Here is a 12,724-nt window from a genome sequence, read left to right as displayed (position 1 = left end):
GGATGAAAAAAATTATTGCTACACTACTGTTTTTAAATATACTTACAGTTATACAGGCTCAACGACTAGAGTCTAAGATACCTAACAACATAGATGTGTTAGTTTCTGCAAACGCAGAAAATTTATTTAAATTGATAGAAGTATCAGATATTGACAAAAATGCTATTGGAAAAGAAATTTTAAAGGATTTAAATAGAGATAATAATATTTACAGAGTAGAATCTGTAGTTGAGTCAGAATCAGATGAAAAGAAAGAAGACTCAAAAGATATAGAAGAGAGAAAAAAAGTTTCTTCAGTAGCTAATGCAGGGATAGATATTAAGTCAAATGCCTATTATTTCTTTAGTAAAACAGATAGTATTTCATACCATAACTTTTATGTGGAGTTGAAAGATAGAGAGCTCTTTGAGTCTATGTTAAGTAAACGAAATAAGAAGAAAATAAGGAGAATGGAGGGTTATAATATTATTGAAGGACGAAGTGATATTAGAATATGGAACGATAATTACCTTTTATTGGTAAACGGTGATGCGTCAAGAGGATATTTCTCAACTCATAAAGAACGTCTAGATAAGCTTAAAGAAGAAGGAGAGTTTGGTTACAACTTCAGAAAAAGAATAGGTAAAGATTGGACAAAAAAATATGTGCTAGACCTATTTAATAAGAATGTTATAATGTCTATTGCTACTAATAAAAAGTTTCAAAAGAGTAAAAAGAAAAATGCATCGGCAACACTTTGGATTCGTAACTATGGAATGTTAATGACAGACTTATTTAAGTCTTTTGGAGGTTATCTATATCCTATGTATGCTGAAGGAGGAAATCAAAATATTTATGGAGTTGAAGAAGTAACTGCTAATTTGTTTTTTGATAAAAGTGATGCAAGAATTTTATTAGATATGTCGGTTAGTTCTGATATGAAGAAATCTTTTAAGAAGATTTATAATAAAAAAATGAGTAGCAATTTAGTTAATAGCTTTGATCATGATAAAGCATTAGCTTTTTGGAGTATTTCTATAGATACTGAAGAAACATTAAAGGAATATCCAGAATTATTACATAAGATGTACGGAGGTATTTTACCTAAATTTCAAGAAGAAATGGAACTTGTAGGTGATTTATTTTCTTTAGTTATAGATGAAAAAGCAGTAGGTAGATTAGTTACTGGAGATGCTCTTTTAGTATTGAACGATTTTTCTAAACAAGAAGTAGAGTACACTACTTACGAATATGATAAAGATTATAAGCGTAAAGAAGTAACAAAAACAAAAGAAGAGTTCATTCCTGATTTTATGTTGATGATTGGTTCAGAAGAAGAAGATTTATTGAATAAGTTTTTCAAATTAGGGGAAAAGCATAAAGCAGTTGAGATTGAAAATAACGTAGTAAAGTTTAAAACTAAAAAGTCTGATATACCATTTGATTTATATTCAGTAGTTAAAAATGATGTATTGTACTTAACTACATCAAAAACGAATGCGTTAAGCATTGCTAGTGGTAATAATAACTTTAATACAAAAAAACACAGTAAGTTGGTTAGAGACAACTCAACAGTGCTTTTTGTAGATGTAAATGCGGTTTTAAATAAAATTCCTAATAAATGGATGAGTAAATCGGAAAAAGAGGCAATGCGCTTTTCAACAGATAACTTAAATGATGGAGTATTTAGAGTGTCTAGAATGAGAGGAAACACAATTTCTTCTGAATTAAAAATATCTACACAAGGAACAGAAGAGAACACGTTAAAATTATTGTTAGAATTTATCAATACAGTAGCGAAATAAGCTAAATGATAAAAAGAATAGCATATATACTTGTAACAGTATGCTGTATTATAGTTACGGTTGGATTTTTTAGATATAATCCAACCGTAATTTATGAAAAAAAAGTACCAACTTCAGCTGAAACTATAGTTTACCTCAATCTTAGAGAAATAGAGTATAGTATACTTAGTAGTTTTTTAAAACATCCACTTTCTCAGTTAGACTTCAAGAAATCTACAAGCAAAAAAGCAAAAAAGAAAACAACATGGTTAGATGAGGTAGAAGTGCCTCCTGGTTTGTTTTTTTATACTAATGAACAAGAGTTTAAAAACTTTTTTATTAGTAACCCAATAGTTGTAAAACAAAATTTTGAAGAAGCTTTAAAAGAAGAAGGATTTGCAGTCAAAAATATAAATAAGACAACTGTTTATAGTAAAGGGGTAATAAGTTGTGTAGTGAAAGGTAATTCTTTGCAAGTACTATTAAAAAAATATAAAGGAGCACAAATACTCCCTCAGTTATTATCTAAACTAAGTCATGAGAACTATTTTTCTGAAAACGACTTAATCTTAAGGCGGATAAAGGATAGTAAACAGCCAATAGTTATAAGTACTTTGCAAGGAGACTTTTTTGAATTTTCTGCAGATGGAGGTGGTTTAAAGATTCAAGGAGAGTTAAGTGAAGAGAATAACTTGTTTAAGCCATTTAAAGCGTCTTCAGTGGGTAGTTCGATAGTAACTGTGTCAGGGAAATTAAACACCGAAGTATTAAGAGATAGGTTAGGTGTAGATTTTAAGAAAAAGTTTAAAAAGCTAACAACATTGTCATTAGATTCTGTTACTAATAAATGGGATGGAGTGATAGATTTTAATCTTAGTTCTTTCGTAGAAAAATTAGACACGATTGTAACTTATGAGTACGATGATGATTTTAATAAGGTTGAAAAGAAGGAAATTCAAAAAATAATAACACCCAAAGTGATTTTAGAAGTTGATGGAGATGATTTGTGCAGGTATTTAGAAGAAAAAAGAGCAATTCAAAAACTAGATAATGAAGACATTCTAACATTAATGCCTTTTTTTACTACCTATAGCTTTTGCGAAGAAGAAGGTTTAAGATTTGTGTCAATAAAAGGAGATAAGCCAATTAAAGAGGTTAATAAAAAGAATAAATTTTACTTCTTATTTAACGTGGCTGATTATCAGAATAGGGATAGAGGTATTTATTCTATTAAAAATAAATATTTAAGTAAAGTGAAAACAATGCAGTTATTAGTAGCTAATAACAACGAGTTAAAGGCGACTGTAGAGTTAAAAAACACTTCAAAAAACTTTTTTTTACAAGCCTTGAATTAATACAGGGCAAATGCAGCAAAAGATATAGCGGCTGATCCAAGCATGGCTAGAATAAAAAACATCGTATTTGCAAGCATATATTTAGTAAATGTTTTAAAATATCCTTGATTGTAAAACCTTTTCATGGCAATGTATAGGTAAACCATAAAAAGTAATAAGAAAATAGAAAGAAAGTTATTAGAGTGTTTAAAAAAGTCTATAATATAAAAAATTGAAAAAAGAAGAAATAGCACAGTTTGTACATGAAATACAAAAACTAGATGCTCTACGTAAGTATATTTTTTTCTAATATAAATAAATTTTAAAAATAAAGTAAATAAAGGCAGTAGAACAAAAAGTGCTATAGAAGCATATGATAGTACCTGACGGAAAAACTTCTTTGCTTCATCTCTATCTAAAAAAATTGAATTAAAAACTTTAGCGCGAGAATACCAAAAACGATTGCTAAAATTTTTGGTAACTTGTAAACTGTCCAAAGCAGCATCAATAGAGGTTTTTGGATGCGTCTTTTGAAATTTCATAAACTCTATAATATCAAAAGAATTACTAAGATTTGATTTAACTGTTTTTGGTTTTATATTATACGAAACTTTAGTAGAATCAGTTTCAGTTTGTTTAGTGTCAATAGAGTCTTGTTCTTCAAGTTGTTTAAAAACGATACTTTGGATAGAGTCCAAATCTACTTGAATATCCTCTGAGTCATCATTACTTATTTTAATATTAGATGAACGTCCAATCCTTAATTCTTCAAACTTTTTGTAACTATCTGTTAAGCTTATGATTAAGAAAAAAATAATAGATGTAGCTAAATAGAACCGAAAAGGATTTGTGTATTTAATTCTTTTTCCTTCTATATAGTCTTTTGAAACTTTTCCAGGGCTTATTAGTAAAGGGATTAGTGTTCGCCAAAACTTAGTATCTAAAGAGAAAAAACCAGCAAAAAGTTCACGAAGAAAAACACTTAGTGTAATTTTCTTACCTCTATTCTTTTGTCCACATTCAGGACAAAACTTTTCGTTATTAGTAAAAGGACATCCGCAATTTAAACAGTTAGCATCTTTAATAACCGGAACTTTATTTTTCTTAATCATTAATTTAAAATAGAAGAGGTGGTTAATTGAAAAGTAGGAATAATTACAAGAAATTCCTCAAAAGTTTCTACGTTAATCATCTTGTAATTGCCACCCATAGCACCTGTAGTAGATAGTAAAAAGCAATTTGATCTGTAATTATAAATATCGTTAGGTCTTAAGATTGGAGTTTCACCAACGACACCTTCACCTTCTACATATTCAGTATTGTTAAGAGCATCAAAAATAACCCAAAAACGTTCCAATAGCTTTACAGTTTCTTTCGAACTATTTTCTATGGAAACATAATAACTAAAAGCGTAGTATTGCCGATGCTCTCTGTAAACTGAGCCTCTAAAAGACGTTTTTACAGAAACCTTAATACCTTTTGTAATTTGCTGAAACATATGATAAAGATAGTTCTTTTTCAGTTTTTAGTCAACGTTTACATAAATACCTTACCTATTTTGGTTAAAAAAACCGTAACCAACACCAATTACTCTATCGTAAATTTCACCAAAAGGTCTGTAATAAACAATTACGGTATATTCATTCTCAGTTTGATAAAAAGAACCGTTAACCTCGTGTAAGTCAATGTTTTTTTTCTTGTTTAAAGTAGCGTAGCTATAGTTGTAGAAGCCTTGTTTAAAAGGTAAAATTGCCTTGTAAATTTTCTGAGAAGGATCATAGGTCATTTTATTTTCTTCAGACAATTCGTAGTTGTTAAAAGCTCCATAAACATAAACCTCCTTGTTTTCGTAAGGCTCAAAAGCATCTAAAGAAAAATGAACTAAAGAATAATCAGCCTCAGTGTTATCTCTGTTGTCAACAACATCACGTTCAGTGGTTCTTATAACAAACTGTCCGTTAATATCAGGGTTGTAGGTATATGTTTTATCAGCCCTAGGCTCGTCTGTGTAGAGGTAGCTGTGGTATACGTTTTTGCGTTCTACTTTAGCAACATTTAAACTAGAGTTTCGTATCAGTTTAGTGTCAAAATTTAAAAACTCATTCCCTCCCCAGAAATTAGTTTTTACAGTGTGATTATATAAAAGTTGTTGAGGTTTTATAAAAATAGGTTGAAGATTAGTAATAGCTGTATTCCAATTATGGTTTTGAAACAATGTAACATTGATTTCTTGAGAAGGATTATTGATTTGTAAACCTGAGTGATTAACTGAAAATTGAACGGTTTGTTGTTGGTTGGTTGTTGTTGTGTTTCTGCTTCTAAAAGCAGCAACACCAACGGTGGTAATATCTTCGTAAAAGACACAGCGTCTTGTAAAAACAACTTTATAATCCTCATCTAAAACAGAAATTAAATAATTACCACTTTTTGTGACAACTGTGTTCTCATTAGGGATTTCTACAGAATAATGAGTATAAGGTTGGAGTGTATTAAAGGAATTGGTAAAGTTGAAGATTTCGTTTTGTTCAAAACCCTGAATGTATTGATTACTTGTTATTGAACTGGGTCTCCAATCATGAGTCATATGTTCAATTTTGTATAAATACTGTTTGCTATCAGCATCTAAATCATCAAAAGATAATTTTAAAACATCACCCAAGCGAACAATAGGGGCATAAAAGTTTGGGTTATTTTTAGGTCGTAGTTGTACTGTTTTTACATTTTGAGCTTGAATATTCAAAAATAACAATGCAAAGAATAATAAAAAATAATTTGATAATCGCATTTATAAAGCCTTAATACGTTAAAAAACGTGAAGATTCAGTTTGTAAAACTACGAATATATAAAACATTAATTTACTTACTTTTTATTTAGATTAAATAAAGATAATTTATACTTTTGCATTTCAAATTAAGAGGGGTATGAAGTTTGGTTTCTTTATGTTGTTGTTTGTGGCAGCAATTTCAAAGGCGCAAGTAAAGATTGGTTTTAAGGTTAGTAACACATTAGGTAGCCCAATAGAAGATGCATATGTTTTTATAAATTCCAAAGCAAAGGTAACTGATAAAAAAGGAGAAGTTTTTTTTAATGTAGAAAAAGACAACTATACGATTAAGGTTAATCACATTGCTTATTTAGATTTTTCTAAAGTAATTTTAGCGTCAAAAGATAGTATAGTTACTATAGTTTTAAGAGAAAATAAAGAGTTATTACAAGAAGTGGTAATAACAGCTAAAGAATCTGAAGGAATGACCTCCTCGTCTCTAGTAGATAGAAAGGCGATGAGTCATTTACAGCCCAGTAGTTTTACAGATTTGGTTAGTTTGCTTCCAGGTAAAAACATAACTAATAGTAATTTAAATGCATCTACTCATTTACGTTTAAGAGAGGTAGGTTCTTCTGATAGAGATTACGATACTTCTTTATTAGGTGTTTCTTTTTTGGTAGATGGTGTACCAATAAACACTAATGCAAACTTGCAACAGGTGGTAGAGGCAGCACCAGTAAATAAATCTACGAAAGATTATAATAGAAATACAGTAAGAAGAGGAGTGGATATGCGATCAATATCTACTGATGAGATAGAGAAGGTAGAAATTGTAAGAGGAGTAGCTTCTGCAAAATACGGAGATTTAAGTAGTGGTTTAGTAAAGATAAAGCGTAAAAATGGATATACACGCTGGAAATCTAGAATAAAATCAGATGGTTTTAGTAAGCTGTATTCTTTAGGAAAAGGATACAATTTTAACGAAGAAAACTTAAAACTTAATTTTGATGTAGCGTATTTAGATGCAAAAGCAGATCCTAGAGATAACTACGAAAATTATAAAAGATACACTACATCTTTACGGTTAGAAAAGTTGTTTGAAAAAAGAAATCCTGTTAGTTGGAATTTAAATGTAGATTATACAGGTACTGTAGATGGTGAAAAATCGGATCCAGATGTTCCTTTTGATAAATATGAGTCTTTTAAATCCTCATATAATAGTATTCGTGTGTCTAACGAGTTTAACATTGATTTTTCTGAAGGTATATTAAAAAACATAAACTTTAAAACAAGCTTTAACCAGTCTTTTGATAAAATAAAGCAGACCAGATGGGTTCAATTATGGGATGCAACAGCACTTCCATTGGCTACAGAAGCAGGAGAGAGCTATGGTTTTTATCTTTTACCTAGTTACGTGTCTAACCAATTAATTGATGGGAAGCCTTTAGATATTTTTGCAGATTTTTCTGGAATTTTAAATTTTTCAGCATACAAAATTAAAAACAATATTACGTTAGGTGTCAATTATTTATATGCTAAAAATAATGGGTTAGGACAAGTATACGATCGTAAATTACCACCTTCTCCGTCGATTAAAACACGACCGAGAACATACAAAGAAATACCAGCAATGCAATCATTGGCTTTTTATGTAGAAGATGAAATAAAGTGGGATGTAAACACTACAAATTTTACTTTAAGAGCGGGTGTTAGAGGAACATCGTTTTTAGGGCTCAATAAAAAATACGCTATACATAATGAGCTGTTTTTAGATCCTAGACTTAATCTTAAGATAGCCTTTCCTGCAATAAAATTCAATAATAACGAAGCTTTAAATATAGAGGTAACAAGTGGTTATGGTAAACATCATAAATTACCAACACTAAATATGTTATATCCGCAAGAGTTGTATGAAGACTATGAGCAATTAAACTATTATCATAATATTAAAGAGTATAGACAAGTTCATTATAAAACATACAAGTTTTCACAAGTAAACTACAAAATTCAGCCTGCTTTAAATGTAAAAAAAGAAGTAAGATTAGGGTTAAACTATGATCATCACTCATTGTACATAACTTATTTTGATGAAAAAATGTCTTCTGGATTTAGAACAATTAGTAATTTTCATCAGGTAAATTATAAAAAATATGATGTATCAGGGTTAAACCATGAAACGATAACAAGTGCGCCGCTCGTAGAAAATTTACCCTACAAAACAGTAAATAGTTTAGCGTTATCATCACAAGAAAGTAATGGAAGCTCAATATTTAAAAAGGGAGTAGAATTTCAATATGCTACTAAAAGAATTGAGGCATTAAAAACACGCTTTACAATTAATGGTGCTTGGTTACAAAGTGAATATTTTAATTCATTACCAAGATATAAATCGGAAACAGCAATTATAGGAGGTGTAAACTACACCAATATTGGTTTGTATAAAATGGCTAATAACAACTCTTTTAAAGAGTCGTTACAAACAAGTTTTACAGCAGATACCTATTTGCAGAATTTAGGTTTAACTACTTCTTTTAGAATGGATGTACAATGGTATACTAAGTCGTTTTATTTGCCTGAAAGTAGTGTGCCTACACATTATGTAAAAAATGATGGTACTGTTGTGCCCTATACCATAGTAGAGGCTAACGACCCTGTTTTAAAATCTTTAATCTTAGATGTAAGAGGGGATGGAGAGGTTGCATACAGAGAGAGTCCCCTGGGCTTAAATACACACATTAAAATTTCAAAAAAGTTTTACAAAAATTTTGTGGTTTCTATGTATGTAAACAATTTGTTTAACTATTATGACAGAAATACAACAGCAAACCAACAAGTAACACAGCGAAATTTTATCGACCCCTATTTTGGAATGGAACTCAATTTTAATTTTTAATTATACAAATACTTTTACATGAAAAACATAGCATATTTTTTAACAGTAATTACACTACTAGTTTTTACGTCTTGTAGTGACGACCCTGAGGTGTTAATAAGAAAAAGTGATGCGACTTTTAATTTATTAAACCCATCGGACTTGGTAAAAATAACACAATATACAGATGTTACTATATCGTTTACAGAGCTTAATACTAAAGAAAAACAAGAGCAAAAAGTAACAGCAAACCTTGTTAACATAGAATTAAATCAAGGAAGTTACGAAGTATCTGTTTCTGGTAAAGTGCAATATGATTTAAATGGTGAAACAAGAGAAGGGGTTGTTGTGGCGTTTGTACCAGAGTTAAACTTTGTAAGTGATGTACAAGCACAAGATATTCAATTAGCGTTAAAAGCTTTTAGTAAAGATTTTATTATTGAAGAAGTATTCTTTACAGGAACGTTAACGCCAGAAGGAGAGCAATACTACGGTGATCAATATTTTAAAATATATAACAATACAGACGAAGTTTTATATGCAGACGGATTAATATTAGCGCAATCTAAATTCTTAACTGTAGATAAACAAGAATATACGCCAGATGTTATGAAAACTGACTTTACAACCAGTTCAATGATTCAGATTCCAGGGTCTGGTAAAGAATATGCTGTCGAGCCAGGGGAATCATTAATTATAGCATTAGGAGGTATTAATCATAAAGAAAATAATGCAAAATCTATCGATTTAAGTTCAGCAGATTTTGAAATGTTTTATGAAGGAACAGATGATGTGGATAACCCTGCTGTAACTAATGTAATCAATTTTTACGATAGAATAGTGCCTCATAACAGAGGGTTTAATAGTTACGTATTAGTAAGGTTGCCAGAGGGCGTAAATCAAACCAATTATATAAGTGATTATAAGTACAACTATGAGTGGTTATTTGTTTTTGGTGAATATGAGATACCGCAAAATGAATCTGATTATAAGATTCCTAACGAATGGATTGTAGATGCGGTTAATATGAGTGTAGAGTCAGAGTTTGAATGGGTAGTAACAGACGCTTCATTAGATAGCGGTTATACTTACTGTGGAAAAGTTGATAGAGATGCTTCACGTTACGGAAAATCTGTGAAGAGAAAAGTGTTACAAGAAATAGATGGAGTACGTTTATTGCAAGATACTAACAATTCAGCAAATGATTTTATTCCAGAAGCAAGCCTTTCTGTACAATAAGTTTTTACATAAAGTTGTTTTTTAATATAACAAAAAATGAAAATTAAAATAATATTTTTTTGTCTTGTGTTGCTTTTTAGTGGTAAGTTTTTTGCACAAGAAAATATAAAACTGCTACAAAAAATAAAACAACACAATAATCAAAAACAATTTTATAAAAATATTTTTCAAAACCCTGCATTAATGCAGGGTTTTGGTACTAGACAATTTTCAAGATTAAAAGCAACATACTCTAATGCTGCTAATGAAATGTATACTATTCAAAAACCAAGAAAAGAAAGTGGTTTTAAAATATCCGCTTCATCTTTTTATCCGATAGATAGTACAAAAACAGTTTGGGGTAAAGCCAGTTATAGTAATATTGAAGAAAAAAATAAAGTATGGAATGAAGCTATCGATTATGATTTGATTTATCCATACATTACAGCAGATTCGGTAGGAGGAAACTTAAGTAACGAGCGTTATCACTTTTTAGGAGGGTATGCAAAAACAACTAAAAAAATAGATTTTGGAACACAGTTACAATACAAAGCAAGCTTAGCTAGTAGAAGTAGAGATCCAAGAGTAAAAGACGTAAGTTCAAATTTTCAAATAAAATCAGGAGTATATTTTAAAGATCTTTTTGGGGTTGACTTAGGGCTTCATGCAGGTTTTCAGAAATATACACAATCCAATGATATTCGTTTTTTTAATCAAATTTCAGTACCAGAGATTTATCATTTAAATGGTTTAGGATATTTTAATGATATTGTAAGAGGAACTTATAAAAGTGTTTTTTATGATGGTAGTGGATTTAATTTAGGAATGCAGTTACAGCCAATAAAAAATAATGATTTATGGCTGTATGTAAACACAAAACAATTGAAAATAAGTAAATTTTTAAGTGAAGCAGTATCTACAGAGTTGTCTAGCTTAAAAAGCAACGATATAAACGCTTCTTTGGTAAAATTGTTTACGAAAAAAGGGCAAACTTTTGGGGTTAAACTAATGTATCAGGTTCAAGAAAAAAAAGGATTAGAGTCTATTCTTTCTTCAAGAACTGGATCAACACTCAAAATTATAGGTCAAAACGAAAATTACAAACTAAATAACACTACTTATCAATTAAGTACACTTTACTATAAAGACGCTGAAAAGTATTTTATGTACTTCTCTCCATATATTAACTATCAAAAATACAAAGAAGACTATTTTTTAATTAGAAGTTACCAGTATGTTGATAATCTTAATGTCGGATTTGTCTCTAGATATACAACAAGTGTTAATGAGAAAATATTGTTTTCTGCAGTAGTAAACTTTAATTATAAAGCTGTTTTAAAAGGGAAATCTTTGTTAAGAAACGATAATCAAGTTTCCATATCAAACATGCTTCATCAAAATAATGAATTACTAAACTCTAATTATATTAATTCAGGAGTAAAACTTAAGCTAGATTATAGTGTAGCGGAAAAAATTAATGTTTTCGTTGGAATTAATACAGAAACAGCTCTAGTTAACACTGCAATAAATAATTTATATACAATATCAACAGGAGTAAGTTTTTAAATGCTCCTTTTATTTTCTTTTGCAACAAAAAATGACACGATTTTTACAATACCTTATTCTTATCCTTGTGTTGTATTCATGCAAGCAACATAATTCACAAGAAGAAAAATTAAACAAAGGTTATTCCATAGTTGACTTATATAAAAAACCAATTTCAAAATGGCCAAAACCAATCATTGACGAAGGGGTTGAGTGGCAAGAAATGAAACCCATAGAAATAAATTACAATTATTTCGAAGACATAAAAAAGCCAGAAGTTATGCTAGGTAAACTACTTTTTTTTGATCCCAAATTATCGTCCTCAAATCAAATATCATGTAGTTCTTGTCATCATCCAGAAATGGGATGGGCAACTCATACCGAAAAATCTACGGGTCATAATCATTTACAAAGCTCTAGAAATGCACCTACAATTTTAAATGTAGCATCAAAAAAAATCTTTTTTTGGGACGGTAGAGTAGCTTCTTTAGAAAATCAAGCACTGGGGCCTATAACAGCTCATAATGAAATGAATATGAATATTGATGAACTACCTGGTAAGCTTCAAAAAGTAAAAAGATATGAAGAGCTTTTTAAAAAGGTTTATAAAAAAGAAAATATAACAATAGAGCAGGTTTTAAGTGCAATTGCAGCTTTTGAGAGAACTATAAAAAGTCAACCTAGTAAGGTAGATAGATTTATGAAGGGAAGTTACAAAGCATTAACAGATTCTGAAATTAAAGGGTTACATCTTTTTAGAACAAAAGCAAGATGTATGAATTGTCATCATGGGCAATTTTTTACAGATCAAAAATTTCATAATATAGGATTAACATATTACAAGAGAGAACAAGAAGATCTAGGACGTTATAATGTTACGAAGAATAGTGAAGATGTTGGAAAATTTTTAACCCCTTCTTTAAGAGATCTACTTAATACAAGACCATGGATGCACAATGGTTTTTTTGATAACTTAACAGGAGTGGTAAACATGTATAACAGTGGTATGCAGATGTTAAACCCATCTTTTGAAGAAAAAAAGAAAGACTCATTGTTTCCTGTGGTAGACCCGTTAATGAAACCTTTAAACTTAACCGATGAAGAAATTAATGACTTAGTAGCTTTTCTAAAAGCTTTAAATGGAACAAAGTACAAAATGGAGATTCCAGAAGTACCACGATGACTGTTTGTTCTACAATAAGAAGCTTAAAAAAGTAAAAGCTA

General features: G+C 29.9%; 9 protein-coding genes. 6 read left to right on the top strand and 3 right to left on the bottom strand.

Annotated features, from left to right (window positions below):
- Positions 1-2: 2 nt before the first annotated feature.
- Entirely contained in the window at positions 3-1,784 is a 1,782-nt protein-coding gene (locus ABHQ57_RS00605; protein ID WP_389861886.1) for a hypothetical protein, read from the top strand.
- Between the two features lie 5 nt (positions 1,785-1,789).
- Positions 1,790-3,118, top strand: a complete 1,329-nt coding sequence (locus ABHQ57_RS00600) for a hypothetical protein (protein ID WP_389861883.1) — start codon at positions 1,790-1,792, stop codon at positions 3,116-3,118.
- Here ABHQ57_RS00600 and ABHQ57_RS00595 read toward each other — a convergent pair.
- The 3 genes from ABHQ57_RS00595 to ABHQ57_RS00585 are packed head-to-tail and all read right to left on the bottom strand — an operon-like array spanning position 3,115 to position 5,882.
- Complete coding sequence (locus ABHQ57_RS00595) at positions 3,115-4,209, bottom strand: DUF3667 domain-containing protein (RefSeq protein ID WP_159509038.1); 1,095 nt, start codon at positions 4,207-4,209, stop codon at positions 3,115-3,117. The two genes, ABHQ57_RS00600 and ABHQ57_RS00595, sit on opposite strands and share 4 nt — an antisense overlap.
- On the bottom strand, positions 4,209-4,595 hold the full coding sequence (gene apaG / locus ABHQ57_RS00590; RefSeq protein ID WP_047788321.1) for a Co2+/Mg2+ efflux protein ApaG: 387 nt from the start codon (positions 4,593-4,595) through the stop codon (positions 4,209-4,211). Before apaG ends, ABHQ57_RS00595 begins: the two co-directional genes overlap by 1 nt.
- 51 nt (positions 4,596-4,646) lie before the next feature.
- Complete coding sequence (locus ABHQ57_RS00585) at positions 4,647-5,882, bottom strand: DUF5103 domain-containing protein (protein WP_167712474.1); 1,236 nt, start codon at positions 5,880-5,882, stop codon at positions 4,647-4,649.
- 137 nt (positions 5,883-6,019) lie between these two features.
- Between ABHQ57_RS00585 and ABHQ57_RS00580 the strand changes: the two genes are divergently transcribed.
- From ABHQ57_RS00580 to ABHQ57_RS00565, 4 genes are read left to right on the top strand one after another with little or no spacing between them, the layout of a single operon-like run.
- Positions 6,020-8,758, top strand: coding sequence for a TonB-dependent receptor (locus ABHQ57_RS00580; RefSeq protein WP_167712473.1), 2,739 nt, complete (start codon positions 6,020-6,022; stop codon positions 8,756-8,758).
- A gap of 18 nt (positions 8,759-8,776) precedes the next feature.
- The gene (locus tag ABHQ57_RS00575) at positions 8,777-9,976 is read left to right on the top strand and encodes a DUF4876 domain-containing protein (RefSeq protein ID WP_167712472.1); all 1,200 of its coding nucleotides are present in this window, start codon (positions 8,777-8,779) and stop codon (positions 9,974-9,976) included.
- Between the two features lie 36 nt (positions 9,977-10,012).
- On the top strand, positions 10,013-11,521 hold the full coding sequence (locus tag ABHQ57_RS00570) for a DUF6850 family outer membrane beta-barrel protein (protein WP_167712471.1): 1,509 nt from the start codon (positions 10,013-10,015) through the stop codon (positions 11,519-11,521).
- Between the two features lie 31 nt (positions 11,522-11,552).
- On the top strand, positions 11,553-12,683 hold the full coding sequence (locus ABHQ57_RS00565; protein ID WP_159509460.1) for a cytochrome-c peroxidase: 1,131 nt from the start codon (positions 11,553-11,555) through the stop codon (positions 12,681-12,683).
- The last annotated feature ends 41 nt before the right edge of the window (positions 12,684-12,724 follow it).

This window comes from Tenacibaculum sp. ZH5_bin.1 (assembly GCF_042865525.1).
In the GTDB taxonomy this organism is placed as follows: domain Bacteria; phylum Bacteroidota; class Bacteroidia; order Flavobacteriales; family Flavobacteriaceae; genus Polaribacter; species Polaribacter mesophilus.
This window is presented reverse-complemented; position numbering and strand designations above follow the sequence as displayed.